Raw genomic sequence first — 21,389 nt, forward strand, 5'->3', positions numbered from 1 at the left:
ACAATATGAGCCTATTTCAGATCAAAGAAGTCGACAAGGCCTTTTACGAGAGCAAGCTGCAATCCTTCCTGCCCGAGCGAATTTTCGACATTCATACGCATGTATGGCTGGATAGCATCCGGATTCGCGAGGCGAACGCGCCCGTGAGAGCGGTCACCTGGCCCTCGCTCGTCGCCCGCGACAATTCGGTGGAGGATCTGTTCGAGACCTACCGCCTGATGTTTCCGGGAAAAGAGGTGACGCCGCTGCTGTTCTCCCAGGTCAGCCTGGCATACGATATCGACGCAGGCAACGAATACGTCCGCGCGAGCGCGCAGAAGCATGGGCTGCCTTCCTTTATGGTCACGAAGCCCGGACTCAGCGCCTCCGCGTTCGAAGAAGGCATCGAGAAGGGCGGATTTCTCGGCTGCAAAGTCTATCTGAACTTTGCCGACGCCTGCATTCCGGAGAAGGAAATCCGCATTTACGATTTCCTGCCGCCCCATCATCTGGAGGTGCTGAGCAGGCGCGGCTGGGCCGCCATGCTGCATATTCCGAGAGACGGCCGCCTGAAGGATCCCGTTAACCTGATGCAGATGCTGGAGATCGAGCGGAAATATCCCGGGCTGCGGCTGATCATCGCGCATGTAGGCAGAGCGTATTGCCTGGAGGACCTCGGGAACGCGTTCGAGGTGCTGGCGGAAACGAAAAACATGGTGTTCGATATTAGCGCCAATACGAACGAGACCGTTTTCAGGGAGTTGATCAAGGCGGTAGGGCCGAAGCGCATTCTGTTCGGCAGCGACTTCCCGATCCTGCGGATGCGGATGCGACGGATTTACGAGAACGGCCAATATATCAATCTGGTGCCGAAAGGCCTTTACGGCGACGTATCGGGCGATAAAAATTTGCGCGAGGTCGATGGCGAAGAAGCGGAAGCGTTGACGTTCTTCATGTACGAGGAGATCGAAGCGTTCCGGCGGGCAAGCCTCGCCGAGGGCTTGGGGCAGAAGGACATCGAGGACGTCTTTTATAACAACGCATTCGACCTGGTCGACGGAATCGGGAAGGAGAGGCGCAAATGAAGCCGATGAAGCCGATGAAGCCGCTGAAAATCGGGCTGCTGCCGCTGTATGTTCTGCTGTATGACGATCATTGGCCCGAGCTTCGGGAAAGGGTGGACGCGTTCCACGGCACGATCGAAGGCGAGCTCCGCGGCAAAGGCCTCGACGTCGTCACCGTCCCGCCGTGCAGGGTCAAGCCGGAGTTCGAGGCAGCGATCGCCGGCTTCGAACGCGAGTCCGTCGATGCCGTCGTGACGCTGCATCTGGCCTATTCGCCTTCCCTGGAATCCATCGGCGCGCTGGCGGCCACGAAGCTTCCGCTTGTCGTGCTGGACACGACGCCCACGTACGAATTCGGCCCGTCGCAGCTGCCGGACGAGATCATGTACAATCACGGCATACACGGCGTGCAGGACATGTGCAATCTGCTGCTGCGGCGGGGCAAGACGTTCCAGATCGAAGCGGGGCACTGGTCGAGGTCGGATGTGCTGGATCGAGTCGTCAAAGGCGTAAGAGCCGCACGCATCGCCGACGGGATGCGGACGGCCAAGGTGGGGAGGCTGGGGCGCCCGTTTGCCGGCATGGGCGACTTCGAGGTGCCGACCGACACAATGCGCAAGGCGATCGGTATCGAGACCGTCGAGTTCGACTTGACGGAAGGCCGGACGCCGTTCGCGGAAATGCAAATAACGGACGAACAGATCGAGGAAGAACGCGTGTCGGACCGGGACCGCTTCGAGATCGGAGAGCTGAACGAGCGGCTGTACAGACAATCGACGGCAGCTTGCCTGAAGGTGCGGCAATTGACGGAACAGCACGGACTGACTGCCTTTACCGTGAACTTCATGGACATTACGAAGTCGTCGGGGTTGTCCTGCATGCCTTTCCTGGAGGCCGGCAAGGCGATGGCGCGCGGCGTCGGGTATGCGGGCGAAGGCGATGTCCTTACCGCTGCGCTGGTGGGCGCGCTGCTGTCCGTCTATCCGGACACCTCGTTCGCGGAGATGTTCTGTCCGGATTGGGAGAACAACCGCGTCTTCGTCAGCCATATGGGCGAAATGAATCTTCGCGTCGCTGCCGGGAAGCCCGCGCTCCTGGAGAAGGCCTTTCCTTTTACGGACGCGGACGCGCCCGTCGCCGCCTATGCGGCATTCCGCGGCGGCCAAGCGGTGTATGCCTGCCTGGCGCCGGCCAAGGACGACAGCTTTACGCTGATCCTATCCGACGTGGAGATGCTCGATACGCAGGGCCTGGATCGGATGCCGGAGACGATCCGCGGATGGTTTGCGCCCCGGCTGCCCGTATCCGATTATTTGGCGGCCTTCAGCCGGAACGGCGGCATTCACCACGGCGTCATCGTGTACGGCGACGTGTTGCCCGTGCTGGAGCGGTTCGGCGAGCTTATGGGCTGGAAGGTCGTGAGCATCGGGTGAGAATGGGCGAGAACCCGGAAAGTGACTGACTGAACGTAAAAAATAAAGTCGGCAAAAAGAACCGCGAAGCATCATCGTGCCTCGCGGTTCTTTTTGTATGCCTCCGCAGCAGGGGGCTTCCCAACCTCTCAGCCCCGGTACGCTTCCTCCAGCTTGGCGATATCGAGCTTTTTCATCGGCATAAACGCCGCGGTCACGCGCGCGATCTGCTCGGGCGTACCGTTCGCCATCATGTCTTCCATAGCAGTCGGCGCGATCTGCCAAGACAGGCCGAACTTGTCCTTGAGCCAGCCGCACTGCTCGGCCTGCGGATCGGCGGACAAGGCGCTCCAGTAGGCGTCGATCTGCGCCTGCGTGTCGCAACGGACGAGCAGGGAGATCGCCTCGTTGAAATTAAAGCCGTGGTTGTGCGCGCTGTCCATGGCGGTCATCCAGGTGTTTTCCACCATAAAGTCGCTGAACATGACCGTGCCTTCCCGATCCGGCGCTCTGCCGGGACCGTAGCGATGGAGCTGGCCCGGGCGGGAACGCTCGAACACGGACAGATAAAGCTCGCGCGCTTCCTCGGCTTTGCCCGCGTTGTCCCCGGTGAACATGAGCGAAGGAATGATCGTCGGACGGGGCTCTCCTTCAGGATTGGTCAGGATGAGCTGCCAATTGACGCCATACTTGTCCTGAATCCAGCCGTATCGCTTGCTGAACGGATACTCGCCCAGCGGCATGAGCGGGGCGCCGCCTTCCGAGAGCTTGTTCCAGATCTCGTCCAGCAGCTCGCTCGCGCGGTCGTCCAGCGACGGATCGAAGTTCACCATAAACGACACGGACGGATTCATCTTGAACAGCGGACCTGCGGAGATGGCCATGAACGGCCTGCCCCAGATCGTGAACGAGACGACGTCGGAATCGCCCGAAGGCGTTTCGCGCAGCGTCGTCGCGCTCGTAATGGCGGAGTCGGGGAATACGGAGCTGTAGAAAGCAGCGGCTTCCTTGGCTTCCCGGTCGAACCACAGATGCGGGACGATGCGGGGAGCGGTCGTGCCGGCGTTAGCGTCACTCATTTCTGATAGCCTCCTTTTTGCTTCCATTTTATCATGGACCGATGGGGAGGCGTTTCTTATGGATTGCTCAGTTGCGATTCGGCTCGGCGGGCGCCGAGCGCGATCCGCAGCGGCATTCCGGCCTTGACTACGCAGGGAACCGCGACCCGGAGCGCGCCGTCGTCCAAGCTGTACGCGGTCTCCGCAGCTCCGATGCGTACGCCGACAACGCGCCGCAGCGTCTCCTGCGGCAGCTTCAGCGCGCGCAGCGCAAGCTGTCCCCCCAGAATCGACAGCTCCGCCTGATTCTCAAGCAGCCCGAACGTTCCCCAGCCGCTGCCGAGCGACCAGAACGTGCGGAACGCGCCGTCCTCGCGCCGGACAGGATGGAAGCCGATCATCCCCTGGACGAGGTCGTATTCGAAGCCGGCGAAGGCGTTCAGCAGCGAGTAGCTGGCCATCGAGCGGGCGTAGTTGCTGCCGCACTCGATCTCGCTCCACGGATTGCGCTTCTCGCCGTCGTATCGGTTCCGAATCGCCCGCACGATCTCGAGGCCCTCGTCGACCATGCCCGCCTGGATCATGTGAGAGGCGACCTGGTACTCCATGCCTGTCATTGTCTCACTGGCATAGGGCACAGGAATGTACGGCTTGCGGGACCCCTCCGGCCAGGCGCAGATCAGGAGGCCGCCTTCGTCGTTCAGGGCGAACAGCCGCCACGTATTCGCCTCGTCCCTGAGCGAAGGCTTGAAGTTATAGCGATAAAGCGAGCGAAGGGCGCTCGACGTTTGCCCGGGATCGAAGATCTCGCCCAACCCGCACAGATTGGCGTGCCACTGCGCGACGACCTGATCGATCGCGCAGCCTTCGCCGAGCTGGTACTTGATCTCGCCGCGCTCCGCGTTCCAGTACCGGTCGACCGCAGCGGCGCCGTAAGGCTCGAGCGTTCCGCAATCGTCCAGATCGACCCGCTGCACATAATACTCGCCGTTGAACAGATGCGCGTCCGTCCAGGCTTTGCCCTTTTGAAAAATCTGCTCGTAGCGCGCCGCCGTATCCGGCTCGCCCAGATAACGCGCCATCTCAGCGCCGGCCTTGAGCGCGGCCAGATAGAAGCCGTTCAGCCAGGCGTTCGGCCCGTACAACTCCATATCGAGCGTATGATGCTGCCTTCCTGTGAGGACGCCGGCGCGCGCCGGATCCCAGCGGTCCTGGTTCGCCTCGTCCCAGGCGTAGGCGATCGACTTTTTAATCGCGTCCCAGTTGGCGCGCAGCCAGTCCGTGTCGCCGGAGATTTTCCAATCCCGGTACGCCTTGACCACGCCGCCGAACTGGCCGTCGGCGCAGGCATGGAAGGCGGAGGCCTCCCGGCCGAGCGGCAGCATGAGCCGGAAATTCATGTGGCCGCTGTCCCGCTGGTTGTACCTGAAGTCGAGATCGCGCATGCTTCGTTCGAGCTGCGGGAACAGGAAAGGGAGCGCATAGGCGTAGTTCCACACGTGCGTACAGGAGCCCTCGCAGCTGCCTTCGTCCTCGATGCAGCCCTCGAAGCCGTAGAATTCGCCGTTCGTAAGTCGCAGCGTCGTCGCGGATTTGAGAACCGAGAGATTGGCGGATACCGCCTCCTTGACGACTTCCGGTACCGTGGAGCCGAACAGGGCGTCCTTGAACGCCAGTGTATCCGCGAGCAGCCGGTCCCAATGGTTCAGCGCATACGCAGCGCTCGCCGCGGCGTCCGCGAATAGCGAGGCATAGTAGTTTTTCCAAATGGTCGTGCCCGCCGGCTCCTTGTTCCAGAAGTTGCGCACGTTCGGGAAGCTCCAGCCGATGACGAAACGGACGCGCGTCTTGCTCCCGGGCTGCACGGCGATGCGCGCGGCCAGCGAAGCCATGTCCGGACGCGTCGTGCCCGCCGGCGGATCCTCCGCATACACGCGGTTGACGAATTCGCCGGGCGTCGTGAAGTCGCGCCAGAACGTCTCCAGGTGGTCGAGCCATTCGCCGCGGTACCAGTATTGCTGGCAGCTCGTGTAGGGAGCGTCCGTCGCGATCGCGATGTCGCCGTATGCAGGATCGCTGTCCCCCCGCCGGCGGGAGGACAGCTTCAGCAGCCGGAGCGGCCGCCCGTCGTCCAGCGCGCCGTCTTCGCCAGCATTGGCGGCTTGCCCGGCCGCCTGCGGATTGGCGGTGCTCAGGCAGACCGTATACGAGATCGGCCGGGCATTCGTATTTTCAATCTCCACCTCGAAAAAGGCGGCTGGAAGGCTCGAATCCCTGTCGTTCAGCGGAATGAGGGGGTTAAAGGCGAGCAGCTTTACGGCGCCGGGAAAGGACGGCTCGCGAAAGGAGAGAGAAGCAACGGGAAACTGTCCCTCGAATTCGGTATCTCGAAAATGGGGGAGTCCGGCCATTGTTTCCGTATCGGGGCCGAAGCCGTATCCGCTGTGAAGAGCGGCGCCCCGCCGAGGCTGGCCGACGTACGGCGCCTGCAAATCGCCGTTCAGCACGCGGGCGTCCAGGACGCGGCCGTCCTGTTCCGCCTTGATGGAAAAATGACTGTACCCGTTCACGCTCCGCTTGTTGGGCCGGTTAAAAATTTCCCAGTCGACCAGCCTTCCATTGCCGGAAAGCCCGATAGAGCCCGTGCCGATGCCGCCCAGCGGAAAAGAGATTTCACGCGTCTTCAGACCTTTGTACATTTGGCTCATCGCAGACCCTCGCTTAAGTTTGAGATACTTGCCATGAAGCGCTGCTAGCCTTAATCATATAGGGAAATCGAGAGCCGATCATTGTAAAATGGACATGAGAATAGGGTAAAAAACAACTGAAATGCGAGGAGTGGGCTGGTGAAAATCGAACAATTCGATGTCGCGCCTTACATCCGGAACGCGGACTATGCGATAAGGCGGCCGTTCTTCTTGGGCAAGCGCAATCTGCTGGACTACGTGATCTTCTACGTCCAGGAGGGTACGTTCGAGATCGAGCTGGAAGGGCGCGTGCACGCGCTGAGGCCCGGCGACCATTGCCTGCTGCAGCCGGGCGACGTGCATACGATTCGCGGCCTCGACGATACAATCAATCCCTACGTTCATCTCGATTTCTTCTACTCTTCGAGGCGGTCGCAGAGCTTCATCACGCTGCCCGGCCAGATCGATATGGCGCCATTCGCCGAACTGATGCAGCCGAGACTAAACGCCTGCGATGCGTTCGACCTGCCGATGAAACTGGCATTTAAGCACCCTCGGCGCATGCGTGACCTGGTGATGAAAATGATCGACGCCTGGCGGCTTCGGACGTACGCAGGCACGGTCCAAGCGCAGCAGCTCGCTTATGAATGGTATGCGGCGCTCGTCGGCGAGTTTATGAGCTCGCCGCAATCGGCCTCGACCGACGCCAAGCCGCTGCTCAATTGGATGACCTCGTATTTCGCGCTTCATATTTCCGATCCGATCACGGTCAAGGACATGGCAAAACGGGCGGGCTTGTCGCCCTCCCGTTTCAATGTGGTGTTCGCGGAGACGTTCGGCGCGACCCCTTATCAATACTTGCTTCGGATGCGCATCGACCATGCCAAGGAGCTGCTCGGCAACGGCTATCCGATCAAGGTGGCGAGCGAGTACTGCGGCTTCTCCGACGTGCATTATTTCACCAAGGCGTTCAAGAGCGCCGTCGGCGTCACGCCAGGGCAGTATCGCGAGGCAGGACGGTGACGCGCTTGACGGCGAGCTTGGCCGCGAACGTTCGTCCGGCCCTTACTCGGACTCCGCCAGCGAGCATTCCCGCCATCCGCCGCCGGCCTTGCCTGTCCTGTACGACTTGATCTCGAACGCGCCGAGCTCGACTTGTTCGTCGATGCCGAGCGAAGGGATGCGAACGCGGGCCGATCCAGGCGCGCCGGTGGGCTCATACAGACGGACGATATAACCGTCCCCGTCCTCCGCCTGCTTGAAGGCGGTCAGCACCGCGCGGTCGCCTTCAAGCTCGACGCCGCGATGAGGCAGCTCGCCGGCGCCGCTCGGGAAGAACGACAGCGCATACGGCCGCTCGTGCAAGGCGAGCGCTTCGCGCTCGATCGCCGCAAGACGCGACTCCCGATTGCCGGCGTTGAGCCAGAACGTATACGTGCGCTCGCCCTGGTCGATCCGGGGCAGGAACCGGTCCTGCGGCAGGATCGGACGCTCGCCGATCGGGTGCGCGCAATAAGCGGCGCCGCGGACCAGCGTCGGCCGCAGCGTGCCGCCGGCGCCGTCCGAGCCGTAGACGCCGTCGTTGATCAGTGTCACGGCCCGTCCGTCGGCCGCACGCTCCGCGATCGCCGTCCATTTTTGCGCGACCGCCTCGTCGCCGTTTTGCGGCAGCCGCTGTACGCCGTACGCCGTTTGCCCCAAGTATTCATGATCATCTCCGAGCGCCGTCGGAATCGACAGCTTGAGGAGCTTGTCCTTTTCCTGCCAATACAGGCGGACCTGCACTTCGATCTCGGTGCCCGTTTTGGGCAGCAGGTAGGTGAGCACGGCCGCAGAGTCGCCATAGGTGAGCAGCGCTTCGACGACGGTCCGCACGTCTCCGTCCTCGATCACCCGCACGGCCGGCAGCACCTCGTCTTTGACGCCGGAAAATGCCGTGCCGCGTGCGGGACTCATCAGCTCGAACCGGCCGACGGCCGGCTCGAACCGGTCCGTATCCATGCGCCACGGGTCCTCGTTGTCGGCGACTACGACGGGGAGAAAGGCGCCCGGCCGCAGGTAGGATACGCCCTCCGCGACATACTTGTCGATCAGCCCGGTGCGTGTATTGATCTCGACCTGCAGCGACGGCGATTCGAACCGGATCGCGCCGTCGCGCTCGGTCAGATACGCCTTGGGCTTCTGCGGCAGCTTGACGATCCGGCAGTCGAACCTGTTCATGGACGAGGGCGCGAGCTCGGCTTCGAAAACGACGCGTTTGCGCCAATCCAGGTTCAGGGCGCTATGCTCTTTTTCGGGCTGGCTCGGCACCTGCGCGCCGTTGCGATAGACCAGCGGCATGGAGAATTCCTCCGTCCAGTTCTGATCCTCCAGCATGAACTCGCAGGCGAAGATGCCGCGTACGGGATACGGATGCGGATTGTAGACGAGAATCGGATACTCGCCCGTCGCCGCTTGGGGCTGCCCGGCAGCCAGGGCGAAGAACGCGCGGGCGCGCAGGCGCGAAGCGATCTCCAGGCCGTGGTCCATCAGCCTGAGCGAAGCTTCCTCCGCAGGCTGGATCGAACTGCCCGGCAAAATGTCGTGGAACTCGGCGACCATCAGGTCGTGGAACGCTTCGCCGAGCTCGCGGGCCGGATATGCCAGCAGTCCTTGAACCGCCGCCGTCGCCAGCATTTTCTCGGTCATGAAGAGCTGGCTTTCCAACTGCCTGTGCTTCTGCTTGATCCGGATCATCGACGTGTAGCAGCCGACGAAGCGCGGATTAAGATCGTCGGCATGACGGGGAAGATCGGTTGCTTCGCGCAGCTCCGCGAAGTACGCCTCCGGCGTCGAATGCACGATCTCTACCGGACCCGAAGCCATCATCTCGCCGATGCGGTCGAGGTCGAGACGGGAGGGACCGCCGCCATGATTGCCGACGCCCCACAGCAGCAGGCGAGGACGGTCCTCGCCGTCGTCCGCGTATTTCTCCAGCCATTTCGCGATCTTTTTGTGCGCTTGCCCGAGCAGCGTATTGTACCCGTCCGCGATTTGATGCGCGTGCACCTCGGAGCCGTCGAAGCCGACCCAGACGAAGTCTTCGGCCGGACCCGCCGTCTTTTGCTCGGGCCGCATGAACAGATAAGAATCGAAGCCGGACTTGCGCATGATCTGCACCAGCCCCCTGGAATGTCCGAAGGAGTCGAAATTGATGGCGGTCGTCGGCGCCTGTCCGAATTTCTCCATGAAGTACTGCCTGCCGAGCAGAATCTGCCTGACGAGCGATTCGCCCGAAGGCATATTGCAATCGGGCTGCAGGTACCATCCGCCCATGATATGCCACTTGCCGAGACGCACGAGGCGCTGGATCTCGGCGAACAAGCTCGGCTCGTACTCTTCGATCCATTTGTACAGCAGCGCTTCGTTGTGATTAAACACATAGCCGTCGTATTCCCGGCAGAACGACGCGGCCGCCCTGAACGTGGACACCGCCGCCGCCGCGCCCTCCTCCCATTCCCATTGCCATACGGGGTCGAGGTGCGCATTGCTGATGAGGTGCAACTTTTTCAAGCTCATGCATCCTTTCTGGTTCGTCGCTCTCTTCCCTTCTATTTTCATTTTGAAGCGCACCTATGTAAATTCATTGAAGTATCCCGTTTTTACACTAAAATGACCGGTTCGCTTGTGCTACTATGGTAGAGATAAGCAGCGGGAAGGGGACGAGCCTATGACGCGCGGGGTCATGTCGGATCAATTGTACGGAACCGTCAGGGTGAACGACGCCGTCATCGAGATCATCGAGGTGCTGGAGGAGCAGCCCTGGGGAGCCCGCTCGTGTCCGCCTCATACGCATGCGTGGTTCGAGTGCAATTATATTTACGAAGGCAGCATGAAGACGGGCTTCGGGGGACCGCTTTTACACGTCGGACCGGGCGAGTTTTTTCTCGTCCCGGCGGGCGCCGAGCACCGCCACGAGTACATGCCGCAGTCTCCGCACCGGGGCGTCTGCATGCGATGGACGGTCGCGCCGGCCGATCCTGCCGCCGGAGGCGGAGCCGGCTCGGTCTATGCCGCGCTCGAGGGCTTGCGGCAGTGGCAGCTCGGCTGCTACGAGGATCGCTACGGTCTGGGCGAGCGGATTATGCGTTTGTTCGAGGAAGCGCGGGAGGCGGGCTCGCTGGCTTCCGTTCAGTTGACGTTCGTGCAGATCCTGCTGGCGATCGCCGCGGTTCGCCATCCCGAAGGACGGGTCACGCCGGCGGCCGTCGATCAGTCCGATGCTGCGTTTCTCCGCAAGATCGAGGTCTACCTGAACGACGAGCGCGCGGAGAAAATGAATGTCCGCAGACTCGCCGACGGCCTGCATGTCAGCTACAACCATCTGGCCCGCAAGTACAAGCGGCTCACCGGTAAGACGATTGTCGGCCGGCTGACCGAGATTCGTCTTGCGCGGGCGCTCGACCTGCTCAAGCGGACCGACGCCTCGATCGGGGCCATCGCCGAGGTGTCAGGCTTCGGCGCAGCCCACTACTTCAGCCGGGTGTTCAAGGATGTGTACGGCGTGAGCCCGAAGACGTACCGCAAAGGGTTGGGCGAAGAGGCGCAAAAGGAACCGGCGGCGAGTGCAAGCGCTGCGGCGTCTTTGCGATAGAAGTCGGAACAATGGCGGATATGCGCTGATCGTCTCGACGCCGGTTGGCCAGGTCGTGTTGAAGGATGTTAATCGCGGCGCATGAGTGCTATGATCATTAGATATGGAAGACAGGAACCTAAGCGCACAGGAAAGGAGAACCGCATGCTGATCGTGATTATTGCAGCCGTTGTCGTCCTGGCGGGAGCAGGGCTGGCGCTTTGGGTCGGACGGCGCCGCCGGAAGCGGGTCGCCTCGCGCAGCGCGAAGGTCGTGCCGTTTCGAGCCGCCCGCAAGCGCCTCGATAAGCGACCCGATAAGCGGCGGGAGCCTGGGGCAGGGGAGCAGGCGCGCCCTTGCTCTTTGTGCCGCGTGCGTTCCTCGCGGCTGTCCTTTTATATCGACGAGAGCGGCCGCACGATCGGCGTATGCAAGGATTGCCGGCCCAAAGCCGAAGCGCGGGAGCTGGATCGCCTGTAGTTTGTAGTTTGCCCGGCGTATCTGCCGCAATATGCGGCAGCGCAAAAAGCCGAATCGGGCCCCGGACGAGGCCGATTCGGCTTTTTGCGCCGGCGTTAATTTCGAGTGCGCAGTTGTTTAGACGCGCACGTCGATATTGCCGCCCAGATGAGGCTGCGCGATGCTCTGCGTCAACTGCACGATTGCCTCGCTATTCTGGCGTGCGGTATCCATGACCTTGCCTAGGACGGCGATGCTTGCTTGCTGACGCAGGTCGCTCATCGCCAGCCCTGTCGAGATTGCCGCTATATCCATAATCTCGCCTCCCCATACCTATATCGGAATAGGTTCGCCAATCGATGAATGCGTCGCACCGCTTGACGGTTAGCGCGGTATCTTGACGGCCGCGATGCGCAAGCGGCTCTTATCGATGATCCACTGGCCGTCCCGGTAAAGGCGCGGCTTGGCCGCGGCTTCGACTTCGTCATAGACGGAGGCGAGCTCCGCCGGCGGGACATCCGGGAAAAAATAGCTCGCGAAGCTGTCCAGCAAGGTCCTGACCCCCGACGGGGCTTTGGACGGCGAAGGCTGATCGAAGTGCAGGGCGAACGTCACGCGAAATCCGGTCCGCTCCAGCAGGCCGGCATATTCGCCGATCGTCGGCAGGTACCAGGGATTTCGCTCCTTCGGGTCGTAGCCGCGTGCGGAGAGCACCTTCGCGATCGCATCGGTCAGCGAAGCGAGGTTGCCGCTGCCTGCGAACTCGGCCACGAATCGTCCGCCGTCCCGAAGGGCGAGCCATACGGTACGCGCCGTAGCCTCCGCATTCCCGATCCAATGGAGCGCGGCATGGGAAAAGACCGCGTCATAACGGGTATCCGTCCGATACAGGGAGGCGTCAGCCGCCTGCAGATCAAGGCCCGGATGCCGCCCCCTCGCAAGCGCCACCGATTCCGCGGACAGATCGATGCCCGTCGGAATCGCCCCGGCGGCGGCGATGCGGGCTGTCAGGTCCCCATTGCCGCAGCCCAGGTCGAGAATTCGCTCCCCGGGGGAGGGTTGGAGCATGGACAAGACTTCCGCTCCCAGGCGAGACATGGCTTCCGGAGGCTTCGCCTCGGTTTCCAGACTTGTTTGAGCGGGATCAGATTTACTGTGCATCGTCGACGCCTCCTTTTAGAGTTTTTCAACGTTAATTTATAGATATTGAATGTCCATGATAACTCTGAAGGGGTCGGACCGTCAAGAATCGGAAAGTTTAATAATGGGGATGCAGGTGCAGATGGAGATGAAGATGGAGACCATGACCCGCTACAATAAAAAGAGAACGACATACAAGCTGAGGAGTGTAGCAGACATGACCGAAATTTCCGAGCTGGATACGATATTAGACAGGCTCTCCAAAGAAGAGCTCGTTCGAATCGTTGCGGAGGTCTGCGAGCAGGATCCCATGCTGAAAAACAGCCTGCTGCTGAAATACGGAGAAGGAAAGTCGGACAAGCGGCAAATACAAGCTTTTAAAAAAATGATCGCGTCGGTCGTAAAAAAGTACGTCGGCAGACAAAAGTTTATTCCCTATCGGGACGTTTCCGGGTTTGCTGCGGAGCTGACGAATCTACTCGAAAGCATCGGAGACCGGCACAGCCGCTCGCTATCGCTGGAAATGACGTTTCTGATGCTGGAAGAAGGCATGGAGGCGCTGCAATACGCGGACGATTCGGGCGGCGACATCGGCCAGCTGATCCAGGAATCTCTGGGGAAAATCGCGCAGCTCGCAAACGAAAGTCGTGAAGAGAGCGAAACGGTCCGTATGTCACTCTTTGATCGGCTGGTGACGTTGAGCGAGAGCGATATATTCGACGGTTGGGAATCTAACCGTATCGAGGTGCTTGAAATTTGCGTCGCCTTCGCCGATTTGCCGCAGCCGAGAGAGAAGTTGCGAGGTTTGCTTGAGGAGCAGCTGCAAGAGAGCGCCGACGACGGATACAAACCATTTTATCAGGAAAAATTGCTCGGGATCGTGCACCGGCTGCTCCTTCTCGACTCGGAGGAAGAAGCGGAGCGGTTCGCCTTTGCGCATATTCAGTATCCCTCGTTCCGCGAGCTGATTATCGATCGGCTCATGGAATCGGGGGATTATCGCCGCGTACTAGAAGTGGCCGAAGAGGGAGAACGAAGCGATCTGTCCTTGCCCGGACGAGCAGCCAAGTGGAAGCGCAAGCGGTATGAAGCGTATAAGAAGCTGTCGCTTAAGCAGGAACAGGCGGCGATCGGCAAGGAGCTTCTGCTGAACGGCGAATATGCCTATTATGAAGAGCTTGCGGTTTTGGCCGGAGAAAAAGAAGAAGCATTCTATCGAGGCATCGTCGAGGAACTGAGGGAGGCTGGCGATTGGCGTTCCAAAGGCGTGTACCTGCGGCTGATTCTGGAGAAGAACGATCTGCCGGAATTAATGCAATACGTCCGTGCCTATCCTTCGGAGATCGAAGCGCAAGCCGAACGGCTGGCTCCCGATTACCTGAGGGAGGTTATGGGCATTTATGAAAAGCAAATCGAGCGTCAAGCGGAAAATGCAAACGAAAGAAAGGGATATAAAGCCGTCTGCGGCGTCATCAAGCGCTACAAAAAAATCGCCGGCGCGTCCAGGCAAGCGGAGATCGTCTCCCGGCTAAAGGCGGCATACGGAAGACGGCCCGCTTTTATGGAAGAGCTGGCCAAGCTTAGTTAAGGGCGGGTTTGGCTTCGATTTCTCTGCGCCCTTTCTCGGTAAACGCATAGAGGATCGCGAGCAGCGGCAACGCTGCGCCGATGAGCGAAGCGAGCTGCCAGCCGCCATGCGCGTACGCCCAGCCGCCGAGCGCCGAGCCGACGGCTCCGCCGATGAAGAAGATCGACATGAACAGGCCGTTCAAACGGCCGCGCGCTTCGCTGCCGAGCGCGTAGACGACGCGCTGCCCGAGCACCAGATTGCCTGAGACGGCCATATCGAGCGCGATCGCGGAGACGAAGAGCAGGACAAGCGAGACGGTCGAGTGGCCGTGGAAAAAGTGCGGGAGCAGCCAGGACGCCAGGGCGATACTCAAGGCCAGCCAGGTAAGCGGTCGGCTCCAGCCCTTATCCGCCAGCCGTCCGGCGATCGGCGCGGCAATCGCGCCGCCGACCCCGACCAGTGCGAACCAGGCGATACCCTGCTGGGACATGTCGTAGGTGTCTGCCAAGTGGAGCGGCGCGACCGTCCAGAAGAGGCTGAACGCGCCGAACAAAAACGCTTGGTACAGCGCGCGTCGGCGGAGGGCCGGCGTGCGGACGAGCAGCGGTACGAGGGAGCGGATCAGCTTACCGTAGGATACGCTTGGCGCGGGCCGGCGCTCGGGCAACTTGCGCGACAGCAGTAACGCCAGCAGTGCGATGGCGACTGCCGAAGCGGCGAATACGTAAGGCCAGCTCCAGATGCCGGCGATGAAGCTGGCGACCGGACGCGCGAGCATGATGCCGAGGAGAAGCCCGCTCATCACGTTGCCGACGGCGCGGCCCCGCTGGGCCTCGGAGGCGAGCGAAGCGGCGAAGGGCACGAGCACCTGCGCGACGACCGAAGCCGTCCCGATAAGCAGCGACGCGGCCAGGAACAGCGGCGCGTTCGGCGCGATAGCGGCAGCGATCAGCGCGACGACCGCCACGGCGAGCGAGAAGACCGTCAGCCGGCGGTTTTCGACGATATCGCCAAGCGGCACGATGAAGATCAGCCCCGCCACATAGCCGATCTGCGTCAACGTGACGATCAGGCCCGCCGCGCCGGCGGACAGTCCCGTCGAGGCGCCGATCGGTCCCACCAACGTCTGCGCATAATAGAGGTTCGCTGCAATCAGGCCGCAAGCCGCTGCAAGCAGGATCATCAATCCGCGGGAAATGCCGCCATCCTTCATTTTTTGTTCCGTTCGCATGTTGCATCCTCCGTCCGGTACGTTCTCAGCAGCTAAATAAATACTGAACGTACAGTTTATTAATTGGTGACCTCATGATATACTGAACGCAGCGTTTTGTAAATAGGCGTTTTATTTTCTTTCGCATCTTTTTTCGTATACTGAACGTATTGTATTTTAATGTTCAGAAATACCCGCTCGAGTGTGAGAGAGGAGGTCATGAGGATGCAAGAGCAGAGCAAGCGGGGAAGGCCCCGGGATCCGAAGACGCAGCAGGCGATTCTGTCCGCTTCCTACGATTTGCTGCTGGAGGTCGGCTTCGGCGCGGTGACGGTGGAGAAGATCGCGGAACGCGCGGGCGTAAGCAAAGCGACCATTTACAAATGGTGGCCGAACAAAGCTGCAGTGGTGATGGACGGCTTTTTGTCCGCTGCCTCGGCCCGGCTGCCGGTGCCCGACACGGGCGACGCGTTCGAGGATGTGCAGATTCACGCCGTGAACTTGACCCGCTTCTTGATGAGCAGGGAAGGAAAGATCATTACCGCGCTGGTCGGCGAGGGGCAATTCGACGAGGGCCTGGCCGAAGCGTACCGGACGCGTTACTTTCAGCCGAGAAGGCTTGAGGCAAAGGGAATCCTGGAAAAAGGGATCCGGCGCGGACAACTAAAAGAAACGCTGGACGTCGGGCTCGGCGTAGACCTGCTGTACGGACCGATCCTCTACCGGCTGCTGGTGACAGGCGAGCCGCTTGACGACGATTATGTGCGCCGGCTGGTGACGAGCGGGTTCGAAGGGATCCGGGCGTAGTAGGGGAGAAGGGGATGGCGTAGGCAGTGGATGGGCAGTGCCGGACGCCGAATGCGAAAACTACTGTCGTAGAGCAGTAGATGGGCGATGCCGGACGCCGGAATGCGCAAACTACTGTCGTAGAGCAGTAGATGGGCAGTGCCGGACGCCGGAATACGCAAACTACTGTCGTAGAGCAGTAGATGGGCGATGCCGGACGCCGGAATGCGCAAACTACTGTCGTAGAGCAGTAGATGGGCGATGCCGGACGCCGGAATACGCAAACTACTGTCGTAGAGCAGTAGATGGGCGATGCCAGACGCCGGAATACGTAAACCGCTGTCGTAGGGTAGTTGATGCCCGGCGGTCGACCCAAACAAAACGGGATGAGGCAGGAAATAACCTGCTTCATCCCGTTTTCGTTTAATAGCCGTTCTTACGGTTGGTTAGAAAGCTTGGATAACCGGACGAGCAATGCAGCTGCTTCGGCACGGGTGGTCGGTGCGAAGGGGGCGAAGCGGTTGCCGTCTTTGCCGCTCAGGATGCCATGCGTCGCCGCGGCCGCAGCGTAGGGCTTCGCCCAGGCCGGGATGCTTGCGTCGTCCGCGAAGGAGGTGACGGCCGCGGGATCGAGGGTCCACTTTGCGACGCGTACGAGAGCGGCAGCCGTTTCAGCACGATTGATCGTGACGGACGGGCGGAACATGCCGTCCGGATAGCCGCTCAGAATGCCGATTTTCGCGGCGGATGCGATCGCGCCTCGCGCCCAGGGCGGTATCCCGGCCGCATCTTCGAAGCTTAAGTCGCCTGACGCGTCCTTGATGTCATCGTTCAGCCATCTTGCAAGCATCACGGCCCATTCGGCGCGCGTGACCGGACCGTCAGGCCTGAACAGTCCGTCCGGACCGCCCTGGACGAGGCCCATCGCGCAAGCCTCGTTGATCTCCGGTTCCGCCCAATGGCCGCGGATGTCGGCGAAGCAGGAAACGGCAGGGGGCTTGTTTTGGCGATGGATCGTCACTGTATATTCGCGGACGATGCCGTTTGCTGCCCGTACGCTGATCTGTAAGACGTTGCTGCCTGGTTCGAGATCGAGAGCGAACGGGAGCTTGCCGACGGCGCTGTTCCCGTTAATCGACACGATCGCGGCTGGAAAGAAGGGCTCGGCATTTAGCGTAATGCGCGATTCGAAGGTCTCCGCTTCGTAGGCAAGCAAGTTCATGTCGAAGGCAGGCGTCAAATGGATAAGTTGCGCACCGCCGCTGAGCGTCAGAAGCTTAAGACGAGACTCACCCGAGGCCTCGGGGGGCTGAACGGTCACCAGCTTTGGTTCCGTGGTGGCCGTCGTGGTTAATGCAGCGCTCCGGTTACCGGCAGTATCGACGGCAATGACGGAAAACGTATAGTTAGTGGAAGTGATGAGGTCCCCGATAATATGAGAAAGCGTGGCGGCATCGAGAACGACAGGCGACCCGTCGTCCAGCGTCAGCTCGTAATGGTCGACGCCGCGGTCGTCCGCGGCCGCGGGCCAATCAAGCTTGACGCTATCGTATGTTACCGCCGAGATCGAGAGCGCCGCGCCGGACGGCCAGGTCGGCGCCGCGACGTCGGGCGCGATGCCCTTGGTCAGCGTGACGGTGACCGCTGCGGCCGCGCTGCGCGGCGATTCTACGCCGGCGCCGTCGGTCGCGGTCACGACGAACTTGTAAGTCCCGGCCGCCAGATTGCCGAGATCCGCTACCGCGACCGAGCCGTCGGCGGCGCTCGTGCCGAGCGCGATGACCGCGCCGAGCTCGCCCGCGTCCACGATGCCGTCACTGTCGGCGTCGGTCCAGCGGTAGGCGCGCACGGTCGCGCCCGAGCGTCCGACTGCACCGGCCGCGCCGATCAGCCGATCCGGCGTGCCGTCGTAGTTGTCGACGGCGCTTAACTTCTCCGGATCGACCAACGGCGCGGTCGCCACCGTCGCGGCGAGCGGCGCGCTGCGGTTGCCCGCAGCGTCCACGGCGACGATCTCGAACGCATACGAGGTGCCCGCCGTCAGCCCGGCAACGTCGTAAGACAATGTCGCCGCGGCAGGCGAGGCGATCAAGCCGCCGTCTTGCGTCAGCTCGTAATGATCGACGCCACGGTCGTCGTTGGCTGCGGGCCACGACAGCTTGATGCCGGTGCGCGTGACGTTCGCGTCCGCGAGCTCAGCACCGGACGGCCAAGTCGGATCCGCAACGTCGGGCGTCAGGCCCTTTGTCAGCGTGACGATCACGGCCGCTGCTGCCGTTCGCGGCGATTCGTTGCCCGCAGCGTCCTCGGCGGATACGACGTACTTGTAAGTTCCCGGCCCGAGGTCGCCGATGTCGGCGCCCGGGACCGAGCCATCAGCAGCGCTCGTCCCTAGTGCGATGGACGATCCGAGCTCGCCTGCGTCCACGATGCCGTTGCTATTGCTGTCATTCCAGCGGAAGGCGCGCACGTCCGCTCCCGGCTCGCTTACTGCGCCGGCTGCCCCGGCCAGCCGATCCTGCGTGCCACTGTAGTTGTCGACGGCCGCGAACTTCGAAACATCGATTGTAGGCGCGGTCGTATCCGGCGCCGGGTCGTCCTCTTGTATGGTGACGATCGCGCTCGTCTGCGCGCCGAGCGTCGCTCCGTTGGTCGGGCCGGAGATCTTCACCCCGAACGTCCGGTCCGTCCCGTGGACCGAATCGTCTGCGACTGGCACCGTCACGCTTTTCGTCGTTTCGCCGGGGCCGAAAACGATCGTCGCGTCGACGGCGGTATAGTCGGTGCCAGCGACTGCCGAGCCGTCCGACGTTTGGATCCTTACTTTCGTCCGGCCGTAGTCGCTGCCCGTACGGTTGACGGTCACGGTCGCATTCCCGCCGTCCTCAGCAACCATAAAAGTCGGCGCGGAAAACGCCAGCTCGCCTTCGGCCCGGCTGTTCAACAAGCTAAGGCTCGCACCGGACGCATAGGCCAAATCCGCCAGTCCGTCCTCATTAAAATCGTTCGAGGCAACATGACCCTTTAACGGAAGATCGACCTTTGGCTGGAAGGTTCCGTCGGCGTTGCCGTTAAAAATAGAAATGGTGATTGTTGTTTGATTCGTAACGGCCAGATCGAGATGACCGTCGCCGTCGAAGTCGCCCATCGCGATGTCGATCGGCCTGGTACCGGCACCGGACGAATAATAGGAGGCGGGCCCGAAGGAACCGTTGCCCAGGCCAAGCAGGACAGCCGCCCCGTCGTTGCCGTTTTCCGCGGTTGCCAGATCGAGGTTGCCGTCTCCGTTGAAATCTCCCGACACCAGTCGGGTCGGGGTGTGAAGCCCGCCGAAGTTGGTCTTCGTAAACGTACGGTCGCCATTATTGAGCATGACGCTAATATTCCCTGAACCGTCGTTGGCGACGGCGAGATCCACACGTCCGTCCATGTTGAAGTCGCGTGCGATGACGTGTCGAGGATACGAACCGACGGGGGACAGGATTGGCGGGGAGAATGTGCCGGTTCCATTCCCGTACAGAACGGCCAACTGATTGTTGTCGTTGGAAGCAATCGCCAGATCGATAAGGCCGTCTCCGTCCAGATCGGCAGCAGCGATGCCGTTGGGACCGTCTCCAGCGGGATAGGCGGCGCGCGGTCCGAACGTCCCGTGGCCGTCCTGGCCTAAATAGATCGATACGGCATCGTCGGTATAGCTGGTGACCGCAATGTCGATACGGCCGTCGGCGTTGAAATCGGCGACGGCGATCTCCCTGGGGCCTTGTCCTACCGCCAAGTATTCGGCCACCGTCTGAAGCGTCCCGTTGCCGTTTCCTTTAAATATCGCGATTCGGTCATTTACCACATCGCTCACGACCGCGTCCAGATGTCCATCTCCGTCCAGGTCGGCGAATGCGATATCGTTGATCGAGCTGCCGGCGGGCAGCGAGTAGGCCGCAGCTGCGCTCTGAAACTTCGGTCCGGCAGCGAACGCGCCGATCGGAGCTGCCGCCAGGGCGAGCGCAAGCGCGGCAGGCACGAGACCCATTAGCTTTCTTTTCATAATCCTAGCACTCCTTCTGACAAAATATGGCCTTTTTCAACATTATACAAGATTCATTTCTCTGATAAATCCCCCAAACGATTTAACAAACAAGCCCGGTTCGGATAATCCAGCGTAAATAGTCCCCAACTACACTCTAGTAGGAGAGAAAACAACAAGAATATAGACATAGTCCACAATAATCCACGCGGGAGTGAAGGGGAAACCATGAAAAACGCATTGAAGAGGAAATTGGCTGCGGGTCTTGTCTTGACTACGCTCGCGCTGCCGCTGGCGGCATGCGGAGAGAAAAACGCGGACGGCGCGGAAGCGAGCGGCGCCCCGCAGGAAATTTCGCTGGCGGATCTGGAGAAGAGCGCAAAGGAAGAAGGCTCCGTCGTCAGCGTCGGCATGCCGGACACATGGGCGAACTGGAAAGACACGTGGACGGATCTGCAAACGAAATACGGCCTTTCTCATACGGATACCGATATGTCGAGCGCCGAGGAGATCGCCAAGTTCGACGCGGAAAAGGACAAGCCGACCGCGGACATCGGCGACGTCGGCATCGCCTTCGGTTCGGTTGCGATCGATAAAGGCGTTACGCAAGCCTATAAGACTTCTTACTGGGACGAAATTCCCGCTTGGGCCAAGGATCAGGACGGCCACTGGCTCGTAGGCTATCAGGGCACGATCGGATTCCTGACCAACAAGAAGCTGGTCGCGAACCCGCCCAAGAGCTGGGAAGACCTGAAGAAGGGCGATTACAAAATTATCGTCGGCGACGTCACCAAAGCCGCGCAAGCCCAAATGGCCGTGCTGGCCGCAGCAATCGCCTTCGGCGGCAGCGAGACGAACATCGAGCCGGGCATCGCGTACTTCGAAAGCCTGGCCAAGGAAGGCCGCCTCTCCAACGCCGAAGCGAGCCTCGCCAACATCGAGAAGGGCGAAGTGCAAGTGACGCTGCTATGGGACTTCAATGCGCTCAACTACAGCGATCAGCTCGGCAAAGATCAATACGACGTGGCGATTCCTACCGAAGGCAGCGTCGTGAGCGGCTACGCCACGATCATCAACAAGTACGCGCCGCATCCGAACGCGGCCAAGCTCGCTCGCGAATCTATCCTGAGCGACGAAGGCCAGATCAACCTGGCCAAGGGCTACGCGAGGCCGATCCGCGACAGCGTGAAGCTGCCGGACGACGTGGCGGCCAAGCTGCTGCCGAAGGAAGCGTACACGAACGTCAAGCCGGTTAACGACTACAAGGCATGGGAAGAGACGGCCAAACAGATTCCCCAGCTGTGGCAGGAGCGCGTCCTTGTCCACATGAACTAATCCTTTTACGAGGCGTCTTCGATTGCTTGCCGAAGGCGCCTCTCTCTTATCCGACA

At 61.1% G+C, this 21,389-nt stretch carries 15 protein-coding genes; 8 read left to right on the forward strand and 7 right to left on the reverse strand.

Annotation, left to right across the window (positions count from 1 at the left end):
• The first annotated feature begins 5 nt into the window (after positions 1–5).
• Positions 6–1,064: an amidohydrolase family protein gene (locus tag ACFSR7_RS25865; protein ID WP_378166601.1), complete on the forward strand. Its 1,059-nt coding sequence runs from the start codon at positions 6–8 to the stop codon at positions 1,062–1,064.
• Positions 1,061–2,476, forward strand: coding sequence for an L-arabinose isomerase family protein (locus ACFSR7_RS25870; RefSeq protein WP_378166602.1), 1,416 nt, complete (start codon positions 1,061–1,063; stop codon positions 2,474–2,476). The genes ACFSR7_RS25865 and ACFSR7_RS25870 overlap by 4 nt, the downstream gene beginning before the upstream one ends.
• Positions 2,477–2,604: 128 nt before the next feature.
• On the opposite strand, the gene ACFSR7_RS25875 is transcribed toward ACFSR7_RS25870, so the two are convergent.
• Both ACFSR7_RS25875 and ACFSR7_RS25880 read right to left on the reverse strand, forming a co-directional pair.
• Positions 2,605–3,534: a VOC family protein gene (locus tag ACFSR7_RS25875; RefSeq protein ID WP_378166604.1), complete on the reverse strand. Its 930-nt coding sequence runs from the start codon at positions 3,532–3,534 to the stop codon at positions 2,605–2,607.
• 56 nt (positions 3,535–3,590) lie between these two features.
• Positions 3,591–6,221, reverse strand: coding sequence for a GH116 family glycosyl-hydrolase (locus tag ACFSR7_RS25880; protein ID WP_378166606.1), 2,631 nt, complete (start codon positions 6,219–6,221; stop codon positions 3,591–3,593).
• A 138-nt stretch (positions 6,222–6,359) separates the two neighbouring features.
• Here ACFSR7_RS25880 and ACFSR7_RS25885 point away from each other — a divergent pair, with 138 nt between their 5' ends.
• Positions 6,360–7,223 carry an AraC family transcriptional regulator gene (locus ACFSR7_RS25885; protein WP_378166608.1) on the forward strand — a complete coding sequence of 288 codons (864 nt, stop codon included), beginning with the start codon at positions 6,360–6,362 and terminating at the stop codon, positions 7,221–7,223.
• Between the two features lie 42 nt (positions 7,224–7,265).
• Here ACFSR7_RS25885 and ACFSR7_RS25890 read toward each other — a convergent pair whose 3' ends face one another.
• Positions 7,266–9,752 carry a glycoside hydrolase family 38 N-terminal domain-containing protein gene (locus ACFSR7_RS25890; RefSeq protein ID WP_378166610.1) on the reverse strand — a complete coding sequence of 829 codons (2,487 nt, stop codon included), beginning with the start codon at positions 9,750–9,752 and terminating at the stop codon, positions 7,266–7,268.
• Between the two features lie 157 nt (positions 9,753–9,909).
• On the opposite strand from ACFSR7_RS25890, the gene ACFSR7_RS25895 reads away from it, so the two are divergent.
• Positions 9,910–10,833, forward strand: coding sequence for an AraC family transcriptional regulator (locus ACFSR7_RS25895; protein WP_378166612.1), 924 nt, complete (start codon positions 9,910–9,912; stop codon positions 10,831–10,833).
• A gap of 144 nt (positions 10,834–10,977) precedes the next feature.
• Positions 10,978–11,292, forward strand: coding sequence for a hypothetical protein (locus tag ACFSR7_RS25900; RefSeq protein WP_378166614.1), 315 nt, complete (start codon positions 10,978–10,980; stop codon positions 11,290–11,292).
• 117 nt (positions 11,293–11,409) lie between these two features.
• On the opposite strand, the gene ACFSR7_RS25905 is transcribed toward ACFSR7_RS25900, so the two are convergent.
• Together ACFSR7_RS25905 and ACFSR7_RS25910 are read right to left on the reverse strand one after the other, a co-directional pair.
• Entirely contained in the window at positions 11,410–11,586 is a 177-nt protein-coding gene (locus tag ACFSR7_RS25905; protein ID WP_378166616.1) for a YjfB family protein, read from the reverse strand.
• A 69-nt stretch (positions 11,587–11,655) separates the two neighbouring features.
• A complete protein-coding gene (locus ACFSR7_RS25910) occupies positions 11,656–12,432 on the reverse strand; it encodes a class I SAM-dependent methyltransferase (RefSeq protein WP_378166618.1) in 777 nt (258 codons plus the stop codon).
• Between the two features lie 196 nt (positions 12,433–12,628).
• Between ACFSR7_RS25910 and ACFSR7_RS25915 the strand changes: the two genes are divergently transcribed.
• Positions 12,629–13,999 (forward strand): hypothetical protein, encoded by a 1,371-nt coding sequence (locus tag ACFSR7_RS25915; RefSeq protein WP_378166620.1) that lies wholly within the window; start codon positions 12,629–12,631, stop codon positions 13,997–13,999.
• Here the strand turns inward: ACFSR7_RS25915 and ACFSR7_RS25920 are convergent.
• Positions 13,992–15,212 (reverse strand): MFS transporter, encoded by a 1,221-nt coding sequence (locus ACFSR7_RS25920; RefSeq protein ID WP_378166622.1) that lies wholly within the window; start codon positions 15,210–15,212, stop codon positions 13,992–13,994. The two genes, ACFSR7_RS25915 and ACFSR7_RS25920, sit on opposite strands and share 8 nt — an antisense overlap.
• A 204-nt stretch (positions 15,213–15,416) precedes the next feature.
• Here ACFSR7_RS25920 and ACFSR7_RS25925 point away from each other — a divergent pair, with 204 nt between their 5' ends.
• Positions 15,417–15,998 carry a TetR/AcrR family transcriptional regulator gene (locus tag ACFSR7_RS25925; RefSeq protein ID WP_378166624.1) on the forward strand — a complete coding sequence of 194 codons (582 nt, stop codon included), beginning with the start codon at positions 15,417–15,419 and terminating at the stop codon, positions 15,996–15,998.
• Positions 15,999–16,413: 415 nt separating this feature from the next.
• Here ACFSR7_RS25925 and ACFSR7_RS25930 read toward each other — a convergent pair whose 3' ends face one another.
• Positions 16,414–20,019, reverse strand: a complete 3,606-nt coding sequence (locus tag ACFSR7_RS25930; RefSeq protein WP_378166626.1) for an FG-GAP-like repeat-containing protein — start codon at positions 20,017–20,019, stop codon at positions 16,414–16,416.
• Between the two features lie 207 nt (positions 20,020–20,226).
• On the opposite strand from ACFSR7_RS25930, the gene ACFSR7_RS25935 reads away from it, so the two are divergent.
• Positions 20,227–21,333: an ABC transporter substrate-binding protein gene (locus tag ACFSR7_RS25935; protein WP_378166628.1), complete on the forward strand. Its 1,107-nt coding sequence runs from the start codon at positions 20,227–20,229 to the stop codon at positions 21,331–21,333.
• Positions 21,334–21,389: the final 56 nt, after the last annotated feature.

It is taken from the genome of Cohnella sp. GCM10020058, from assembly GCF_042683485.1.
GTDB lineage: Bacteria > Bacillota > Bacilli > Paenibacillales > Paenibacillaceae > Cohnella.